We start from the raw sequence: 18,799 nt of genomic DNA, 5'->3' as shown, positions 1-18,799 counted from the left end.
AGCAGAAACGCGCAAAGCGTTTTTGACTCCGGTTTTCTGTTTCTCCGCAGTTCCGTGAGAGATGGTTGAATCTTTTGCCCATCTCAGTGATAATAAAAAGATGCAGGTTTTCTATTTTATTCGATACTCTGCTTCACAGTTTTTGTAAAGGATGAAGGAAACATGGCCAGCCGAAAAATTAAAGAGAAACTCAGCCTGCTGCCGAAACAGCCGGGCTGTTACCAAATGAAAAATATGCAGGGGGAAATTATCTACGTCGGAAAAGCCAAAAATCTGTTCAATCGCGTTCACTCCTATTTCAGCGGGTCGCACGATGCCAAGACGCAGCGCCTTGTTGCCGATATTGCCGATTTTGAGTATATCGTCGTATCCTCGGAAATCGAATCCCTGCTGCTCGAAATCAATCTGATTAAGAAATATGAGCCTAAATACAATATCATGCTTAAGGATGATAAAAGTTATCCTTATATCAAACTGACTTCAGAGACGTATCCCCGCCTGATCATTACGCGAAAAGTCAATCGGAAAAGCGGTAAATATTTCGGCCCTTATCCGAATGTCACGGCGGCAAATGAAACCAAGCGGCTGCTTGACCGTCTCTATCCGCTTCGGAAATGCCGGACCCTGCCGAATCGCGTCTGTCTGTATTACCATATCGGTCAGTGCCTTGCGCCATGCGTCAATGATATACCGAAGGAAACGTTTCAGAAAATGACCGAAGAAATCACCCATTTTCTGAACGGCGGCTATCAGGAAGTAAAACTCAGGCTGAAACAGGAAATGATCGACGCGTCAAACCGGCTGAATTTTGAAAAAGCCAAAGAGCTGCGCGATCAGATCCGCAGCATCGAGACTTTGATGGAAGAGCAGAAAGTGATTCTTAACGATCTTGATGACCGGGATATATTCGGCTATGCCTACGACAAAGGATGGATGTGTGTTCAGGTCTTCTTTATGCGCCAGGGAAAATTAATCGAGCGCGATGCGTCGATGTTTCCCTTTTATCAGGAACCGGAAGAGGATTTTCTGACTTTTATCGGCCAATTTTATTCCCGCCGGAATCATATCAAACCCAAAGAAGTGCTGATCCCAAATCAGGTTGACCGGCAGCTTGCCGGACAGATGTTGAAAACCGCCGTCCTTCAGCCGCAGCGCGGGCGGAAAAAAGAGCTTGTGCAGATGGCGGTTAAAAATGCGCAGATTGCTCTTAAAGAAAAATTCGCTTTAATTGAACGCGACGAAAAACGAACGGTCGGCGCCGTCGAACAGCTCGGAAAAGCACTGGACATGCCGGCACCGCACCGGATCGAGACGTTTGACAACTCAAATATTCAGGGAACGGATCCCGTTTCGGCCATGGTTGTTTTTGAGGACGGCCGCCCGAAAAAAAACGATTATCGTAAATACCGCATTAAGACGGTCGAAGGTCCGGATGATTACGCGACAATGAAAGAGGTCGTCCGCCGCCGCTATACGAGGCTGCTTAAAGAGGCTGCTGTTCTGCCGGATCTGATTCTGATCGACGGCGGCAAAGGACAGCTTGCCGCAGCCATTGATGTTCTGGAAAATGAATTCGGCCTTTATATTCCTGTCTGCGGCCTTGTCAAGGATGATAAGCACCGGACTTCGCAGCTGGTCGCGGGCGAGCAGTCGCTGCCTGTTCCTCTTGCCAGAAACAGTCAGGCTTTTTATCTGCTGCAGCGCATTCAGGATGAAGTGCACCGCTTTGCTATTACATTCCACAGGCAGGTCAGGAACAAAGCGATGATCCATTCCGTACTGGACGATATCCCGGGAATCGGCAAACAGCGGAAGCAAGCACTGCTGCGGAAATTCGGCTCTGTAAAGAAAATTCGCGAGGCAAGCAGCGAGAATTTAATGGAAGCCGGCCTGCCGCATAAAATAGCGGAGAACGTTAAAAAATATTTGAGCGATCCTTCTTAAAAGGTGTTGTTTCAAAACATGAATTTTGTTATAATTTCCGTAACTTAATTTTTTCAAATATCTAGTGATAGAGGAGCGGTCTTCATGACTAAACCGCGCGAGAAGGGTGAACTTCACCGACCGCGGCGGAAAGGGGAGCCTGCCGAAGCCGGAAGCGGTTCATCACGCAGCCGGCTGGATCTGCGCTGAATAAGCGCAGAGCTGTCACACTCATGGGTGTGGAGAACTATCTCAGCATGTTGGAAAACGTTCGATTGTTCAGCAGCGGGGATTCTCGCTGTTCTTTTTATCAGCGAAGATGTTCGAAATTTAAGGAAGTACGTGCTCTTTCAAGGGTCCCGCTGTTTCTGTATAGAGGGCGAGAGAGGGGCGGCGGCAGATCTTATGCCGGCCAATAACTAAAGGAGCGAGGAAGAGTGGCTTTAACAGTGATGAAGTTTGGTGGAACATCGGTAGCGACGGTGGAGCGGCTTCAGAAGGTCGCGGACAGGATCATCGACAGGAAGAAGGCCGGCAGTCAGCTGATTGTCGTCGTTTCTGCGATGGGCAAGACAACGGACGAACTGGTGTCGATGGCTGGTGAGATCTCGGACAGGCCGTCAAAACGGGAGATGGACGTCCTCCTGTCGACGGGTGAACAGGTGACGATCGCTCTCCTGGCGATGGTACTGATTGAACGCGGCTGCCCGGCGATTTCTTTTACGGGCTGGCAGGCAGGGATCAGGACAGAGGACGTTCATGAGTGTGCACGGATCGGGTCCATCGATACATCACAGATCCGCCCGCACTTGAAAGAAGGACGGGTTGTCATCGTCGCCGGCTTCCAGGGGGTTACGGAAAAAGGTGAGATCACGACGCTCGGGCGCGGCGGATCGGACACGTCGGCCGTCGCACTGGCTTCGGCTTTCGGTGCCGAAAAATGTGAAATTTACACGGATGTCACTGGTGTCTTTACAACAGATCCGCGTTATGTCGGCAAGGCCAGGAAGCTGAAAGAAATCAGCTATGATGAGATGCTTGAAATGGCTTACCTTGGTGCGGGTGTTCTCCACCCGAGGGCCGTCGAATATGCGAAGAACAGCCATATCGAACTGGTTGTACGCTCATCTTTTACAGATGAAGAAGGCACGGTCATTAAGGAGGAAGTAGCAATGGAGAAGTCAAAGGCCGTCAGAGGACTTGCATTTGAGAAAAACGTAACGAAAGTGACATTGCTTGGCCTTCCGAACAGTGTCGACGCAGTATCGCGGGTGTTTGATGCGCTCGCCAAGCGGCACATCAATATTGATGTGATCGTTCAGAATGTACTTAACGAGGAAAAAACAAGCCTTTCGTTTACAATTGATCGCGATGTACTGAACGAAACGGTTGAAGTGCTGCGCGCTCAGGTGAAAGAACTGGCCTTTCACCAGCTGGTTTTTGAATCCGAACTGGCCAAAGTATCAATTATCGGCTCCGGCATGGCCTCAAATCCCGGGGTGGCTGCCCGGATGTTTCATGCACTGGCTGCCGAAAATATCAAAATCAAGATGATCAGCACTTCTGAAATTAAGGTTTCGACAATCATCGATGAAGACAAGCTTCTGGAAGCACTGGATACGCTTCATGAAACTTTTCACCTTGCGGAGCAGGAATCGATCCGTTTTTGATTCAATTCTGCGCACAGGCCGTAAAAAAAAAGTCCCCGGAGACAATCATAAATCCCGGCGGGCTTCTTTTATTTTTTAAATGCTATTTAAAATGAGCCGAGCGTATCGTTTTTCATTTTTTTTCGGGCAGTCCGCGTCGCCGGCTCTGTGTTTCTGTCAATCGGATCTTTCGCGTCCCATTTAACTGTAAATAAGGCTTTCTTTTCACGGCCTTTCCGTATATCCGTATAGCTCTCCGCCATAAATCCGAGAATCCGCTGCATTTGCTCGGCAATGAAACCGGCCTCCAGAGCAAAAGAAACGGATTCGGGATGATCCTTAATTCTTGATTCAATGAGGGCTGAACGGCAATCAAAAGTAATTTTGCTTTTCCCCTTTTCGAGCATCGTTAATGTTCCCCATCCGGCCTGTGTGAAAAAATCCGCCAGCTGCTCCTCGTTATCCAACGGGTAGTGCCTTGCGATCTTTCGCCCGGACCAATAAAGAATCGATGCGGTTTCTTCCCCAAGCAGTTCGGGTATCAATTCGTTTCTGATCAACTCATAACCGAAAGCCGGAACGCTGGCATCGCCAAAGTGCTCGGGCTGCGGATAGATGTCGCCTCGTGTCATTTCTTCATCTCCTCTCCGACTATTATATCTTTTTTTCCTTCAAATCACTACGGCCATAAAAGACAGCGTTTTCAATTTTTCATTTGACTGTCAAAAAACCGAGGGTTACAATGAATTTGTGACAAAAAAATGTCATTAAAGATTCACAACCGGCCAAATATAAGCGCTAACATTTCTGTCGGAGGGGGAAGCATCATGGCTGAAAATGATTTCGCCTGGCACCGTCTGCATTCTCTGCTGGGGGTTATCCCCGTCGGTCTGTTCCTGATAGTCCACCTGACTGTCAACTTTCAGGCAACCAAGGGATCGGACGCCTTCAATCAAGCGGCGTCTTTTATGGAACATCTTCCATATCTGCTCTTTTTGGAAATCGTTTTAATCTATTTACCGATTTTGTATCACGCAATTTACGGAATTTACATGGCATTTACGGCAAAAAATAATGTCGGAAATTTTGGCTTTTTTAGAAACTGGATGTTTTTGCTGCAGCGGCTGTCCGGTTTGTTTCTGGTTATTTTTCTTGCCTGGCATGTCTGGGAAACAAGAGTTGCCATGGCACTCGGGACGCCATTGAATTATGAAATGATGGCCCATCTTCTCACCAATCCATGGATGATTGCTTTTTATATGATCGGAATCCTGTCAGCTGTTTTTCACTTCTCTAACGGGCTTTGGTCGTTCTGTGTGCACTGGGGCATTCTTGTATCCCCGCACTCGCAAAGAATCGGCACTTATGTGGTCGCCGTCATTTTTGTCCTGCTGGGCTATGTCGGCATCCGGGCCCTATTCGCATTTATCGCTTAAAAAGCAAGTTCAGTAATCTATTAAGGGGTGAGCCTATTGAGTAAAGGAAAAATTATCGTTGTAGGCGGGGGCCTCGGCGGTTTAATGTCCACGGTAAAAGCAGCGGAAGCAGGTGTTGAAGTCGAACTATTTTCAGTAGTTCCGGTTAAGCGGTCGCATTCCGTGTGCGCGCAGGGAGGCATTAACGGTGCCGTCAATACAAAAGGCGAAGGCGATTCAACGTGGCAGCACTTTGACGATACGATTTACGGCGGCGACTTTCTCGCCAATCAGCCGCCGGTCAAGGCGATGTGCGAGGCGGCACCGGGCATCATTCATTTAATGGACCGCATGGGCGTCATGTTCAACCGTACGTCTGAAGGGCTGCTCGATTTTCGGCGCTTCGGCGGGACCGAGTACCACCGGACGGCTTATGCGGGCGCTACGACAGGCCAGCAGCTTCTCTATGCGATGGATGAACAGGTCAGACGGTTTGAAACCGAGGGACTCGTTCATAAACATGAGTATGTCGAATTTCTCTCGGCTGTTCTTGATGAAGATCGGGTGTGCCGGGGAATTGTCGTTCAGAATATGAAATCGATGGAGATCTCGGTGTTCCGAGCGGACGCGGTCATCATGGCGACCGGCGGCCTCGGCATTATCTTCGGCAAGTCAACGAACTCAATGATTAATACCGGATCCGCGGCATCGAGCCTTTATCAGCAGGGCGTCTATTTTGCTAACGGTGAATTTATTCAGATCCATCCGACGGCTATTCCCGGTGAGGACAAGCTGAGGCTGATGAGCGAATCCGCCCGCGGCGAAGGAGGACGGATTTGGACGTATAAAGACGGAAAGCCGTGGTACTTCCTTGAAGAAAAATATCCGCATTACGGAAACCTCGTTCCGCGGGATATTGCAACGCGCGAAATCTTTGATGTTTGTATAAATCAGCACCTGGGGCTTAACGGGGAGAATATGGTTTATCTTGATCTCTCCTTTAAGGACAATCATGAGCTCGATGTCAAACTGGGCGGTATTATTGATATCTATGAGAAATTTGTCGGTGAAGATCCACACAAAGTGCCGATGCGCGTCTTCCCGGCTGTTCACTATTCAATGGGCGGAATGTGGGTCGATTTTAACCAGATGACGAATATCAAGGGCCTGTTCGCCTGCGGCGAATGCGAGTATCAGTATCACGGCGCCAATCGTCTCGGCGCCAATTCACTGCTGTCGGCAATTTACGGCGGCATGGTTGCTGGACCCAATGCTGTCCGTTATGTGGAGAATCTTGATAAACAGAGCGATGATATTTCCTCCAAGCTTTATGATGATGCCCTTAAAAAGGAACAGGAAAAGTTTGAAGGCATCATGGGCCTCGACGGTAAGGAGAACGCTTATGTGCTGCATAAAGAGCTCGGTGAATGGATGACGAAGTATGTGACTGTTGTCCGTGAAAACAAGACGCTGCTCCAGACAGACGAAAAAATTCAGGAATTAATGGAACGCTATAAAAATATCGATATTAATGATACGTCAAAATGGAACAACAGCGGTGCCTCTTTTACCCGCCAGCTTTGGAATATGCTTGAACTCGCCCGCGTCATCACGCTTGGGGCGTATAACCGGAATGAAAGCCGCGGCGCTCATTATAAACCGGAATTTCCCGACAGAAATGATCCGGATTGGCTGAAAACGACTAAGGCAAAATTCAATCCGGCTAAAAACGGCCCCGACTTTGAATACGAAGATGTCGACATTTCGCTGATTAAGCCGCGGAAACGTGACTACACAAAAGCGCATTAAGGGGGAAAGATCATGAGTGAAGTTGAGACAGCAACAAAAACCGTGCGGCTAATCATTAAACGACAGGATGGGCCGGATGCGACCCCTTATGAAGAGGCTTTTGACGTCCCTTACCGGCAGAATATGAATGTGATTTCAGCTTTAATGGCCATCCGGCGCAATCCGGTGAATGCTAAAGGAGAGGAGACCACCGCTCCGCAGTGGGAGATGAACTGCCTGGAAGAAGTTTGCGGCGCATGTTCGATGGTTATCAACGGCAGGCCGCGCCAGGCGTGCACGGCATTGATCGATAAATTGGAAAAACCTGTTCATCTCGCTCCGATGGGCACCTTCCCGATTGTCCGCGATCTGATTGTCGACCGCACCAGAATGTTCGACGCTTTAAAGAGAGTAAAGGCATGGATTCCGATCGACGGAACGTACGATCTCGGTGCCGGGCCGCGCATGGCCGAAAGCAAACGCCAGTGGGCCTATGAATTGGCCAAATGCATGACCTGCGGCGTCTGCCTGGAAGCCTGCCCGAACGTGAACAGTAAATCCAGTTTCATCGGCCCCGCCCCACTTTCGCAGGTCAGACTGTTCGTTACCCATCCGACCGGAGCGATGAACAAAGCAGAACGGCTGCGGACCATTATGGGCAAGGGCGGAATCGAAGGCTGCGGTAACTCGCAGAACTGTGTCGAGGTTTGCCCGAAAGGCATTCCGCTGACGACATCGATTGCCGCCTTGAACCGGGCGACAATGGCGCAGTCTTTCCGGGACTTCTTCGGAAGCGACAATAATCAGTAATGGCACTTATTCGGACAGGATTTTATATCGGCTCTTTCTGAAAATCCCGCTCACGAATCATTTGCCGTTTTCATAAAATGTAGGGACTAAAAGCCTTCCCCGCCCGCTCTACTGCTGAGCAAGGAGGGGGAATTGTTGAAGGAAGAATACCATCGTCCAAAGCCGTTGCTGACGAAGAGGGAAAGAGAAGTCTTTGAATTGCTTGTTCAGGATAAAACAACCCGGGACATTGCCAAAGAACTCTTTATCAGTGAAAAAACCGTCCGCAATCATATCTCAAACACGATGCAGAAATTGGGTGTGAAAGGACGGTCCCAGGCGGTTGTCGAACTGCTCAGGCTCGGAGAATTAAAATTATAGCACTGGCCGGCTCCTGACAAAAGAGCCGGCTGTTGTTTCCCGGGGTGAACTGGAATATAGACAGATTCCGCGCCCGAATGTTATTAATCTCAAACTTTCCGGCGATTTCCTGCCATCGGATTAGGAAGGATTCCGGACTTATTTCCCCCGGGACGGATTTAATGAAAGTTCGATTGAAGGAGCCGTACCTGCGGCAGAAAACGGCTGCCGGAACAGAAAAACAATTTTATATCGTTTGCGACGGGCGATCGGAAAATGCGGACGGACCACAGGACCGATCGCCTTGTTTATAGGACGATCAAGGGTGCCGGCCGGATCTTATAAATGAAGTGATCCTCAGAGCAAAGACCGGCCAATAATCAGGGACCGATAACCCGTGAACGGCTTTCATTTCGCTGCGGCTGCTGGATGGCCGGCGACGTGCTGAGCGTATTCACGAGTTTTTTTATTTTGAAAAGCGGCATTTCCTGTTCTCAGATTTTTCAAACGCCGGAGGATCCCGCGTTAATTTATAAAGTTTCACAGCGGCAATGAATGAAGGAAAATTGCTGTACAGGTGTAAATATATAGTTTAAAATTTCAAACATTTTTCGACAGGTTGACACATCTATGATCAAGTGGTAAATTATTAACACGACAAATGAATAAGAAACAAACTCTTATCCAGAGTGGCGGAGGGACAGGCCCGATGACGCCCGGCAACCCCCAGATTTGACGTTTCGGCAAGTCTTGGAAGGTGCTAATTCCTGCAGAAAGATTGTTTTTCTGAAAGATGAGAGGGGTCTTCAGCCAAACCCTTCTCTTGAGGGTTTTTTTTATTTTTCGGAAACGTAAGGGGGGAGGGTTGCAAGCATTAGAAAAATTCTGATGCTGTTAAAGGCTGTCCTGAAAGAAAGTAGAATTTGTCGTTTTTATAACCCATTAAATACATCTGACTTTAATTCTTTGAAAATGGGTTAGAGGGCTTTTGAAAGCGGGGCAAAATGCTTGATTCGATTAACACATGTAAAGAAGATCTATCAAACAAGTGCCGGCCCGGTGAAGGCTTTAACCGATTTAAACCTTGAAGTCAAACAAGGGGAAATTTTCGGAGTGATCGGTTACAGCGGCGCGGGCAAGAGTACGTTGATTCGGCTGATTAACTTACTGGAGAAGCCGACGGAAGGGCGTGTTGAAGTAGACGGGCAAGTGTTGTCCGACTTGTCCGAGAAAGAACTTAATCGGAGGAGAAAACAAATCGGGATGATTTTTCAGCATTTTAATCTGCTCTGGTCGAGGACAGTTGCTGAAAATATCGCATTTCCGCTCGAACTGTCCGGGCTGTCCAAAGAAAAGCGTGAGAAGCGCGTCGATGAACTGATCCGGCTTGTCGGCCTGGAGGGAAGAGCGTCTTCCTATCCTTCCCAGCTCAGCGGCGGTCAGAAACAGCGCGTCGGTATCGCGCGTGCACTTGCCAATAATCCGGCGGTATTGCTTTGTGATGAAGCGACTTCCGCCCTCGATCCTAAAACGACCGATTCGATTTTGCAGCTTCTGTCGGATATCAACCGTTCGCTCGGTATCACCATTGTCGTCATCACTCATGAGATGCACGTAATCAACAAAATCTGCAATCGTGTGGCCGTTCTGAACAAAGGGAGCATTGTGGAAGAGGGAGCTGTTAAGGACGTCTTTCTGAACCCGCAGCAAGCGATCACGAAGGAGTTTGTCGGACAAGTGGAAGCTCCTTTACGAGAGCGGATCCGGATCGAAAAATTCCAGGCGGCCAATCCCGACGGCAAAATCGTGCAGCTTCTTTTTGACGGGAAAACCGATCAGCAGTCCGTCGTGGATAGGCTGTTTCATGATGAGGCGCTTCGTGTGACGACGATTGTCAGTGAACTGGCACCCTCACAAAAAGGTTTTTACGGGGCATTGATTCTCCTGATTAACGGCCGACGGGATTCCGTTCAGGCCGCTATTGAACAAATCAGATCTGAACACGTGAATGTTGAGGTGCTGCCGTCATGAGTCAGCTTTTTCCAAATGTCGACTGGATGGGGATGTTGACGGCGACGGGTCAGACGGTCTATATGACGCTCGTTTCGGGAGTCTTTACCTTTATTTTCGGGGTTATTCTGGGACTTGTCCTCTTTTTAACTGCAAAGGGGGGCCTGTACGAAAATGCGATCGTCTATCGGATCACGTCATCCTTTGTCAATATCTTTCGTGCCATTCCGTTTATCATTCTGATCATTCTGCTTATCCCGCTCACCGTCCTGATTATCGGCACGATGATCGGTTCTTCCGCCGCACTGCCGTCCATTATCATCGGAGCGTCTCCGTTTTTCGCCCGGCTCGTTGAAATTGGTCTGCGTGAAGTGGACAAGGGAGTGATCGAAGCATCGCAATCCATGGGAGCGAGCAGGATGCAAATTATTTGGAAAGTCCTGCTTCCCGAGTCGATGCCGTCGATTATTTCGGGCATGACGGTCACGCTGATCGCTCTGGTCGGCAATACGGCAATAGCCGGAGTTGTCGGAGCCGGCGGGCTCGGCACAATGGCTTATAATGACGGATTTGAAGCAAACAATAATGATGTGACTTTTGTTGCAACAATATTTGTTCTGGTCATTGTTTTTATTGTCCAGATTATCGGCGATATTATCGTACGCCACGTGGATAAAAGATAATAGATAGACAGACTGAGACGGGTTCCGATCCGATCAGCATAACTTAACGGGGGGATTGACTATGAAGAGGAAAATACTTGTCGTATCACTGATTTTAGCTGTTGTTTTTGTGATGGCCGCCTGCGGGAAGAGCAGCGGGAGCGGATCAAGCACTCAGAAGCCGGTAACTTTGGTTGTCGGCGCTTCGCCGGTTCCGCACGCCGAGATCCTGAAAAAAGCAGCGCCTATTCTTAAGAAAGAAGGGATCAATCTGGAAGTCAAAGTGTTCCAGGATTATGTCCTTCCGAACAAGGCGCTCGCTTCGAAGCAAATCGACGCAAACTATTTTCAGCATATTCCTTTCTTGAACTTATATAATAAGCAGAATCATACAGATCTCGTGAGTGTCGGTAAAATACACATCGAACCCTTCGGCATTTATTCAAAGAAATATAAGAATGTCAGCGACATAAAGGACGGAGCGACCGTCCAGATAAGCAACAATAAAGCGGAACAGGGCCGCATCCTGATGCTGCTTGAGTCAAAGGGGCTCGTGAAAATCAAATCGGGCGTTGATAAGGTGACAGCGACACTCAATGATATCGACAATATCAAGCATTTAAAATTCCTGCAGCCGATCGATCCTGCGCTGCTGCCTAAGGCTTATCAAAATAACGCGGCCGACCTGTTTGCGATCAATACCAATTATGCGCTGCAGGCGAATCTGAATCCGAAAAAGGACGCGCTTATTCTTGAAGGATCGCAATCGCCTTATGCCAACGTCATTGCCGTTCGAAAGGGCGATCAGAACAAGAAAGCAATTAAGGAACTTGTAAAGGTGCTTCATTCGAAAACGATTCAGGATTTTATCAACACGAAGTATAAGGGAGCCATTCTTCCGGTCTCCGATTGAATTGAAGCGACCGGCAAATGATTTTAATGGAATAGGCACGACACAAAAGGATCCGTTTCCGGTCTGAAAAATCGGGAGCGGATTTTTACATAGGATCGTTTTACAATTGCAAAAGTCATATTCAAATAAATCATATATAAATAATAGGAATAATGATTGACAGATTGTACGATAGGGCGTAAGCTCGTAGCAATGATAAGCCTGATCAGAGATTCGAGAGAGCTGTTTTCCGCGAGGCTCGGAGAAAAGTGTATGATTAAATCGCTTTTATTGAAAGAGCATGAAAAAGGGTTCCTCCAAAGTTTTTGATTGAAAGTGCTGCTTTATTGAAAAGACAACGATCTATGAATCTATGCCTCCGCAATTGGATTGCCCACATATAAGATGCTTCTAAAGGAAAGTGACTGAATGATGACGATTGATCAACTGGACGCCTTCCTTGCCGTTGTCAAATATCACAGTTTCCATCTGGCGGCGGAAAAACTCTTTTTATCACAGCCGTCGATCTCTTCCCGTATCCAGGCTCTGGAGAGAGAATTGAACGCGGAGCTCTTTGTAAAGAACGGGCGCGGTGTCAAATTGTCGGAACAGGGAGAGATTCTGATCCCTTATGCCAAACGTATGGTGGGTACTTATAAAAAAGCCTTATCGAAGCTGGAAAATGGAGATACAAAGAAAGACTGACAGGTCCGCGGTCGGAAATGAGGCAGCTCAATCCATGGATAGAGTTTTAAAAAAATGTTATTGACACAAGGAACGGTTTAAGATAGAATATAGCCAATTAAATAATTCTTATCAAGAGAGGCGGAGGGACTGGCCCGATGAAACCCGACAACCAGCACATAAAATTGTGTACGGTGTTAATTCCAGCAGATCTAATCTGGCAGATAAGAAAAATAAAACGACTGAAGCGGTTATTTTTCTTATAAAGGAAAAAATAATCGTTTTTATTTTTTAACTGCCATCATTCTTATCAAGAGAGGCGGAGGGACCGGCCCCGTGAAACCTCAGCAACGGACTCTTTTCAGAGCGCTGTGCTAATTCCGGACGATTAATGAAGATAAGAAGGGATGTAGAAGTGTTGAATCACGCGGATTATGCCTGTGTCGATAATTATCTGGACTTGTTTCTTTATGCCGGCGAACTTCACGATAAAAAATGGCAGGATGAAATTAAGGCTAAATTGGCCGAACTTCAAAGGAGCAGGCTTGGGCCGGCCGGACAGAAGGAAAAGAATCTGAAACAACAGTATCGTAAAGTAAATCGCCGGATTCTTGAATTGTATCGTCTGCACGGCTGCGATGTGAGGAAAGTCTCCGATCAATTTACAAAAGAGCTTTTCAGATTGAAGCAGAAAAGGCTGGATCTGGGACGCAAGATTGATCAACTGAACTGTCGGAATCAACAAATTTTCGGCTGAAATGACAGGTTGAAATGCTTGGCGGCGCAGTTTTGTTGGTTGATAGATAGAATTTTTTTATGAATCAGTTATGAAAAAAAGGCGTGAATACTGCTTTTCACGTCCTATTAGTGTTTCAATTTTTTTTCAAACTGCAGATTTGCTTTGATTGTGTCCATTTTTCATGGTAAATTTAGGTTGTGGAGAGAGGCATCATCGAAAGGGTAAAACGTGCTTTTCTTCCGCAACTATCACATTTGGAGGAATTTACAATGGAAAAAACAGATATGATGAACCAATCAATGATGATGCCGATGGATATGATGATGATGATGGAAATGGAAAAAATGATGACTCAGATGAAGTACATGCATATGATGATGGAACGAATGTCGGGCAAGGACATGATGATGAACAAGGATGATATGATGAGCTGTATGCACAAATGTGATGAAATGATGTCCTCAATGATGGACATGATGGGGAAAATGGGCTGATTTATCAACGATTTTATAAGTATTTAGAGACCTTAATAGCGAAAAAGTCTCCAAAAATGTTCATTTATTTTCATACAGTTGATTTTTTTAGGATATCTTTTAGAAAGTGGTTCACTTTCTGGACGGTATCCTTTTTCATTTTGTTGGTGACATGAGTATAAATTTCAAGAGTTGTTTCCATATCTTTATGACCAACGCGCTCCATAATACTTTTTAAATCAACTCCAAGTTCTGTCAGAATACAAACATAAGTATGTCTTAAACCATGTGGAGTTATTTTTTTGGCTAAATGGGCTTTTTTCATAATCCGCTGCATCCGCCGATCAATATTATAGGGGAAAAAGGGGTACCCATTTAACCGAGCAATCACAAAATTGCCATTGTGATAATCTTGAGAACGAAGGCGTATTCTGGCCTGAATCAGCTTATGCTTTTTTAAAATATCTATAATGTCTGGATCCATATCAAACTTGCGAATGGATTTTAATGTTTTAGGCGGAGTCAATTCATATTCGTGCATATTATCACTTTCGGTATAAATGGTTTTGGTGACGCTGAGAGTGTTATTTTCAAAATTGATATCGCTCCATTTCAGAGCGCAGAGTTCGCCCGCACGAAGGCCGCTAAATGGCAAGGTATAAAAAATAGCTTTATCATTATAAAGCCCGTATCGATCAACGGTGCGTAAAAATTCTTTCAGCTCATCATCTTCAAAATATTTATTTTCGATATTATTATTTTGAATCTCTTCAACCGTTAAACTCTTTTTTGGAATTTTTGCGCCGGCGCATGGATTTTCCTTAAGTAAATCCCAGGCAATAGCCTGTTTAAAGATCATGTTGGCTGTAACATGTACGCCGCTTATTGTTGATTTGGCATAGCCTTTTTTGGCTAAGTCCACTAAAATTCCTTGATACATGCGCCGGCTGATTTTCCCGATGGGTGCTTTTGGAATATAGCGATTGAGAATCTTTATTTCTTTAGAGCGTTTTCTGACCGTATTCTTTTTTGGCCCGACTGAATAGAATTCAAACCAATCGGCAGCCAGTTTTTCAAATGGCATATTTTGTGCAATTTTATGATCTGCCAAACTTCGGCCTTCTATGTCGTCAATTACTGCCTGAACTCTTGCTTTTGCTTCCTTTTTTGTTTTACCTCGGCGCCTGATCTGCTGCCGTTTTCCTGTCACCGGATCCCGTGGCCCTTCTCCAGTACAAATAATACGTGTCCCGTATTTTGTTTCCACATTTTTAAAAAACATGGTACCACTCTCCTTTGAAAATCTCTGATCATTATTACGCGTCTGTGTGATGCTGCTGGTACAATTTTCGGTCCTATATGGGAATATATGTTCTATTTTATGTTGAAAAGAAAAGCCGCTTAATGCGGCGATCCTTTAGTTACTAAAAGCTTGAGATCATTTGAAATTTAAATTAACAGTATAATTTTTTTCTGTCACATTTTCGTCTCCACACATAACTTGAAACTTAAATTGTGCATTTTTAATTGATTTTGCTTGTGAATCTTTCAGTGGGAAATATACATCGCCCTTAACGATCGCACCTTTCTCTATATCTCCCTCTTTGAATGCTGAATCAAGTGAACTATCTAGACCTTCTGCTCCGGAAATCTGAGTACCGTCTGGTAAAACGATATGTCCCTGTGCAGGATAAGCTGTTGCTTGATCATTTGCGTCATTCTTAACACTCATATTAATAACGAGAGCATATTTAATATCATTGCCATTATCATCGGTAAGCCCTTGATCTGATACGTCTTTAATTTCAGCTTTGCTGACCGTTGTCGTCTGTTGACCGGAAGTATCAGAGAAATTAGTATTATTTATTTTATCAATCCCGGAAGTTGAAGTGGAACTACTTGAATTGGTTGTTGTTGTGCTAGAGCTTGAATTGCTATTGTCTCCACCTCCGCTGCTTCCGATAGCAATAATAATTACAATTACAACGACAATTACCCAGAACCACCATCTCTTGTAAAATCTTTTTTTCGGCTTGTCTGATGCCATTATATTTTCCCCCTATGAAAATTTATCTATGTAAACTCAAATGAGTAAACATCTGCATTCATGGGATGATTTACCATGATAAAGGTCCACATATATTATATCAATTGATCGAAATATATAGCATTGTATGAGTCTACTATTTTTTGGTTAGATAAATCTCGCCATTTCTGGCGGTATTCCGCATACTTTAAGATAATTCTCTTTAGTCATCCATGATTCGTAATCGGTTTCAAATGTTAATAGTTTTGTGGCAAATCTGTTCGCCTCACACTCAATCTTATCAATACTAAAAAGTGTTTGCCTTCTCATATACGGAACATTTAAATATGGATGCAATATAGCATGTGCTAATTCATGAGCACAGACAAATCTTTTCATAATATCATTAATCGTATCGTTGATATTAATCATCTTGATTCGATTTGCACAGTTATAAAATCCGAATGTATCGCCAAGATCGGCAAAGAAAAGAAAAATCCCCATCTTTTTTGTGATCATGAATGGATCGTTTGTTCCGTACTTATTTACTGATTTCAGTACCGAAGAATCAATATCCATCGCTGATCACCTCAGGTATCAGTATTGTCACGATATTTTTTAGGGGTGAATTTCTTCTTTGCCATCTGTTTAGCAAACTTTAAGTTCGATTCAATTTGTGCCTTAACTAATTCCTTAGTTGTCTCATCCATCGGCTCACCGTCGAAGTTAAGGTTTGCTCTGCTGTCCATTCCGGACAAGATTTTTTCCAGCTGCCTGGCAATGTCTTTCTCATCTTTATCATTAAGTTCATAATAATGTTTCTTATCAGTACGTCCATATAAATAATCAGTTGAAACATCATATAAATCAGCTAATTTAGTCAATGTTTCCGGATCAGGGACGCTAATTCCGTTTTCATATCCGCTTAATGTTTTATTATTTATACCTGTTCTCTCTTTAACCTGAGTCTGCTTTAAATTCTGGCTTTCCCTTGCTAATTTTAATCTGTCGGATAGCACAGACATTCGCATCACCTCCGTGTTCATATTATATCCCTCTTCCTAGCATTAAAGAAAAAATTCCGTATATCTTAGAAAAATATATTGACATCTTAGATTCTAAGAAGTATAGTATGTATATAGAGTTCTTAGATAATAAGAACAAAGGAGGCGATAAAATGAAAATTAATCACCGTATTCGTCAATACATCGAGAGTAAAGGCTTGAAATTCGGATATGTTGCCGATCTTTCATCAATTGATGATTCCAAGTTTTCAAGAATGATGCTGGGAAAGCAAGGCATTAAAGTTGATGAATACGAGAAAATATGTAAAGCATTAAATTTATCTACGTCATATTTTTTTGATGAAGTATTCTTAGAAACTAAGAACTTAAAGCAAACTCAGGAGGTGAGTTAAATGACCAAGCAAGAACAAGAACTCTGTAACGAATTAGCAAAGCAGGCGACTGAACGTCTCAAACGTGGCAATGAGGCGGAAGACGTTCTCAATTTAGTCAAGGCTATTGCCATCCTCAAGCAAAACTGAAAGGAGCGTTAAATCGATGTCCATCGAAGATGCTATTCGTTCAGCCGTCGCTCAAGAAGTAGCACCGCTCAAGGAAGAAATCGATCAGTTGAAATCAAAAGTTGATCCGGATGAACTGGTTATGCTGAAACGCAGGGATCTAGCTGAAATATTCGGTGTGACGCAGCCGACAATCACGAATTTGTTGAATCGCCAAGACTTTCCAGTTTTTCGCGAGGTTGGGGTTAGGGTCCCTAAACACCTTCTTAAAAAATGGATTGAAGATCATACCGAATGGATTAAAGAGAATGTACCCGATTTAAAAAAAATTCATGCTATTTAACAATTTAATTGTACTTTGAAAGCTGGATATTTTAGGCAAAAAGGAGTGAGAGAGAAAGTGGGAGTTGGTAAGGAGTTTAAGCGGGCCCGGGGGAAGGAGAGTCAGCAGCAATTATCGCTTGAATTAAATGTTTCCCGCGAGGCCGTTTCATCCTACGAAACTGAGCGGGCTCGGATGCCGAAGGACGTGTCCTTGAAGGTCATGAACAAGTACGACGATCCGGACCTTGCCCGGGCGCTCGCTAACGAGTACACAGGGGGAGCGTGGGCGCCGGCGCTCGACGGCCCGGCAATGATCCGGCAGTGTTCGGCTATCCAATCCCGGACCATGAAGGAGACGGAAGAAGCCTATCACGCCATACAGAAAGCGGTTCTTGATATCAATCCTCAATATCTAGGAAATTTCGAACGTGAGGATATCAAAAAGTCGCTGGATGAAGCGTCCGAGGCGATAGCCTTTCTCAACGAATACATGGCAACGGTTTGCAAGACTTATAAAATTTCATGGCTCAAAACATGGACCGGATGCCAGGCGAGGTTAATCCATCGCGGATTCATGAGGATGGTGGGAGGCAAAAAGAAATGAATGATTTAGTGTACTTCACGGCGTTGCTGATAATCGTATGGGTCTCTTACGCAGAAATCGAGGAATGGCTCAAGAAACGAAAGAACGCCCGGTGCAACGGACGTTCAAAGGTTAAACAAAATTTACGTTAATTCCATTCTATCACGGATGGACAGAGGGGGAAAGCACATGTTCGGAAAGAGCAAAGTCCGTGAAGGAGATATTCTCGGAAAGATCATAAATGGAGAATTTAATATTCACATTGCTACTAAATACAAAGTATTCAACAGCATTAACCTTTATGACGCAGATAAATGGACCAAAAAAGGATACAAAATTATTGGTCACGCTGATTTGCTGAAACTGTGAAGCCGAAACGCCGGGATAACCCGGTGTCCGCCGGAGACGACCTTCCGGCGCTGATGAGGCAGGTCAGGGAAGGAGGCGATAGCGATGATTGAGAACGCCATGGTGTCGGGCCGTGCCCCGTATAACGATCACAAAGTTCTGCACTGCGTAGTCGGTGAATGTGACAGCTGCGGGCAGTCCATCTATCAATTTGAAGAGTATTTCGAGATGGAAAACGGCGAACTCGTCCATGATGACCTGGAATGCAAGGAACGGTATTTTTACAAGCATGGAATTAGGCACGATTAAGGAGGCGATAATCATGGATTCATCGTTAGCTCGGCTGATCGAAATGGATTTGGAAGATAAGCAAGAGTGGTTGAAGACAGCAGAAAATGAATATTTTAACGCAAAAACACAGAGCGGTCGCAATATTTGGGAGATCTCCGCTCACGAAACGAAGAAGACCATCCGCATGTTGCAGAACTATCTCAACCACTTGGCAGCCGTTGAGGAGGAACAAAACAAAAAAGCCGCTGTCTAAGGGCGACTTTTCGATCAAATATCAAATCAATCCATACCCTGATTATACAGGGTGGAAGGGAGTTT

Annotated in this window: 24 protein-coding genes, 1 other RNA gene and 4 riboswitches; of the genes, 20 read left to right on the top strand and 5 right to left on the bottom strand. The window is 45.2% G+C overall.

Annotated features, from left to right (window positions below; all coding sequences use genetic code 11):
- Positions 1-162 precede the first annotated feature (162 nt).
- Together uvrC and OYT88_RS04845 are read left to right on the top strand one after the other, a co-directional pair.
- Positions 163-1,944, top strand: coding sequence for an excinuclease ABC subunit UvrC (uvrC, locus tag OYT88_RS04850; protein ID WP_274398269.1), 1,782 nt, complete (start codon positions 163-165; stop codon positions 1,942-1,944).
- A 60-nt stretch (positions 1,945-2,004) separates the two neighbouring features.
- A riboswitch (Lysine riboswitch) is annotated at positions 2,005-2,181 on the top strand.
- Between the two features lie 179 nt (positions 2,182-2,360).
- Positions 2,361-3,593, top strand: a complete 1,233-nt coding sequence (locus tag OYT88_RS04845; RefSeq protein WP_274398268.1) for an aspartate kinase — start codon at positions 2,361-2,363, stop codon at positions 3,591-3,593.
- An 86-nt stretch (positions 3,594-3,679) separates the two neighbouring features.
- Here the strand turns inward: OYT88_RS04845 and OYT88_RS04840 are convergent, their stop codons facing one another.
- Positions 3,680-4,204 carry a YslB family protein gene (locus OYT88_RS04840; protein WP_274398267.1) on the bottom strand — a complete coding sequence of 175 codons (525 nt, stop codon included), beginning with the start codon at positions 4,202-4,204 and terminating at the stop codon, positions 3,680-3,682.
- A 195-nt stretch (positions 4,205-4,399) separates the two neighbouring features.
- Here OYT88_RS04840 and OYT88_RS04835 point away from each other — a divergent pair, with 195 nt between their 5' ends.
- The 10 genes from OYT88_RS04835 to OYT88_RS04790 all read left to right on the top strand — a co-directional run bounded on the left by OYT88_RS04835 (position 4,400) and on the right by OYT88_RS04790 (position 13,405).
- Complete coding sequence (locus OYT88_RS04835) at positions 4,400-5,008, top strand: succinate dehydrogenase cytochrome b558 subunit (protein WP_274398266.1); 609 nt, start codon at positions 4,400-4,402, stop codon at positions 5,006-5,008.
- Between the two features lie 36 nt (positions 5,009-5,044).
- On the top strand, positions 5,045-6,796 hold the full coding sequence (gene sdhA / locus OYT88_RS04830) for a succinate dehydrogenase flavoprotein subunit (protein WP_274398265.1): 1,752 nt from the start codon (positions 5,045-5,047) through the stop codon (positions 6,794-6,796).
- Between the two features lie 12 nt (positions 6,797-6,808).
- Complete coding sequence (gene sdhB, locus OYT88_RS04825) at positions 6,809-7,585, top strand: succinate dehydrogenase iron-sulfur subunit (protein WP_274398264.1); 777 nt, start codon at positions 6,809-6,811, stop codon at positions 7,583-7,585.
- A 135-nt stretch (positions 7,586-7,720) separates the two neighbouring features.
- Positions 7,721-7,945 (top strand): helix-turn-helix domain-containing protein, encoded by a 225-nt coding sequence (locus OYT88_RS04820; protein WP_010026148.1) that lies wholly within the window; start codon positions 7,721-7,723, stop codon positions 7,943-7,945.
- Positions 7,946-8,601: 656 nt separating this feature from the next.
- Positions 8,602-8,724: riboswitch (SAM riboswitch) on the top strand.
- Positions 8,725-8,932: 208 nt separating this feature from the next.
- Complete coding sequence (locus OYT88_RS04815) at positions 8,933-9,955, top strand: methionine ABC transporter ATP-binding protein (RefSeq protein ID WP_274398263.1); 1,023 nt, start codon at positions 8,933-8,935, stop codon at positions 9,953-9,955.
- Complete coding sequence (locus OYT88_RS04810) at positions 9,952-10,617, top strand: methionine ABC transporter permease (protein WP_274398262.1); 666 nt, start codon at positions 9,952-9,954, stop codon at positions 10,615-10,617. Before OYT88_RS04815 ends, OYT88_RS04810 begins: the two co-directional genes overlap by 4 nt.
- 61 nt (positions 10,618-10,678) lie before the next feature.
- The gene (locus OYT88_RS04805; RefSeq protein ID WP_274398261.1) at positions 10,679-11,509 is read left to right on the top strand and encodes a MetQ/NlpA family ABC transporter substrate-binding protein; all 831 of its coding nucleotides are present in this window, start codon (positions 10,679-10,681) and stop codon (positions 11,507-11,509) included.
- Between the two features lie 408 nt (positions 11,510-11,917).
- Positions 11,918-12,193: a LysR family transcriptional regulator gene (locus tag OYT88_RS04800; RefSeq protein ID WP_274398260.1), complete on the top strand. Its 276-nt coding sequence runs from the start codon at positions 11,918-11,920 to the stop codon at positions 12,191-12,193.
- Positions 12,194-12,298: 105 nt separating this feature from the next.
- Positions 12,299-12,403, top strand: a riboswitch (SAM riboswitch).
- Between the two features lie 73 nt (positions 12,404-12,476).
- Positions 12,477-12,576, top strand: a riboswitch (SAM riboswitch).
- 11 nt (positions 12,577-12,587) lie between these two features.
- Positions 12,588-12,929 carry a hypothetical protein gene (locus OYT88_RS04795; protein WP_274398259.1) on the top strand — a complete coding sequence of 114 codons (342 nt, stop codon included), beginning with the start codon at positions 12,588-12,590 and terminating at the stop codon, positions 12,927-12,929.
- 251 nt (positions 12,930-13,180) lie between these two features.
- Positions 13,181-13,405 (top strand): hypothetical protein, encoded by a 225-nt coding sequence (locus OYT88_RS04790; RefSeq protein ID WP_274398258.1) that lies wholly within the window; start codon positions 13,181-13,183, stop codon positions 13,403-13,405.
- 70 nt (positions 13,406-13,475) lie between these two features.
- On the opposite strand, the gene OYT88_RS04785 is transcribed toward OYT88_RS04790, so the two are convergent.
- From OYT88_RS04785 to OYT88_RS04770, 4 genes are all read right to left on the bottom strand, one after another.
- A complete protein-coding gene (locus tag OYT88_RS04785; protein WP_274398257.1) occupies positions 13,476-14,666 on the bottom strand; it encodes a site-specific integrase in 1,191 nt (396 codons plus the stop codon).
- 156 nt (positions 14,667-14,822) lie between these two features.
- On the bottom strand, positions 14,823-15,431 hold the full coding sequence (locus OYT88_RS04780) for a DUF4352 domain-containing protein (protein ID WP_274398256.1): 609 nt from the start codon (positions 15,429-15,431) through the stop codon (positions 14,823-14,825).
- A gap of 147 nt (positions 15,432-15,578) precedes the next feature.
- Positions 15,579-15,989 (bottom strand): ImmA/IrrE family metallo-endopeptidase, encoded by a 411-nt coding sequence (locus tag OYT88_RS04775; RefSeq protein ID WP_274398255.1) that lies wholly within the window; start codon positions 15,987-15,989, stop codon positions 15,579-15,581.
- Positions 15,990-16,000: 11 nt separating this feature from the next.
- Positions 16,001-16,456 carry a helix-turn-helix domain-containing protein gene (locus tag OYT88_RS04770; protein WP_274398254.1) on the bottom strand — a complete coding sequence of 152 codons (456 nt, stop codon included), beginning with the start codon at positions 16,454-16,456 and terminating at the stop codon, positions 16,001-16,003.
- Positions 16,457-16,587: 131 nt separating this feature from the next.
- Here OYT88_RS04770 and OYT88_RS04765 point away from each other — a divergent pair, with 131 nt between their 5' ends.
- The 8 genes from OYT88_RS04765 (at position 16,588) to OYT88_RS04730 (ending at position 18,734) form a co-directional block, all read left to right on the top strand.
- Positions 16,588-16,827, top strand: coding sequence for a helix-turn-helix domain-containing protein (locus tag OYT88_RS04765; RefSeq protein ID WP_274398253.1), 240 nt, complete (start codon positions 16,588-16,590; stop codon positions 16,825-16,827).
- Positions 16,828-16,956 (top strand): hypothetical protein, encoded by a 129-nt coding sequence (locus OYT88_RS04760; RefSeq protein ID WP_274398252.1) that lies wholly within the window; start codon positions 16,828-16,830, stop codon positions 16,954-16,956.
- Between the two features lie 16 nt (positions 16,957-16,972).
- On the top strand, positions 16,973-17,278 hold the full coding sequence (locus OYT88_RS04755) for a helix-turn-helix domain-containing protein (protein ID WP_274398251.1): 306 nt from the start codon (positions 16,973-16,975) through the stop codon (positions 17,276-17,278).
- A gap of 57 nt (positions 17,279-17,335) precedes the next feature.
- Positions 17,336-17,863, top strand: a complete 528-nt coding sequence (locus tag OYT88_RS04750; protein ID WP_274398250.1) for a helix-turn-helix domain-containing protein — start codon at positions 17,336-17,338, stop codon at positions 17,861-17,863.
- 168 nt (positions 17,864-18,031) lie between these two features.
- The gene (locus OYT88_RS04745; RefSeq protein WP_274398249.1) at positions 18,032-18,211 is read left to right on the top strand and encodes a hypothetical protein; all 180 of its coding nucleotides are present in this window, start codon (positions 18,032-18,034) and stop codon (positions 18,209-18,211) included.
- Positions 18,212-18,279, top strand: an RNA gene (locus OYT88_RS04740) — hammerhead ribozyme type II.
- 16 nt (positions 18,280-18,295) lie between these two features.
- Positions 18,296-18,499: a hypothetical protein gene (locus OYT88_RS04735; protein WP_274398248.1), complete on the top strand. Its 204-nt coding sequence runs from the start codon at positions 18,296-18,298 to the stop codon at positions 18,497-18,499.
- Positions 18,500-18,512: 13 nt separating this feature from the next.
- Entirely contained in the window at positions 18,513-18,734 is a 222-nt protein-coding gene (locus tag OYT88_RS04730) for a hypothetical protein (protein ID WP_274398247.1), read from the top strand.
- Positions 18,735-18,799: the final 65 nt, after the last annotated feature.

This window comes from Sporolactobacillus sp. CQH2019 (genome assembly GCF_028765345.1).
GTDB lineage: Bacteria > Bacillota > Bacilli > Bacillales > Sporolactobacillaceae > Sporolactobacillus.
This window is presented reverse-complemented; position numbering and strand designations above follow the sequence as displayed.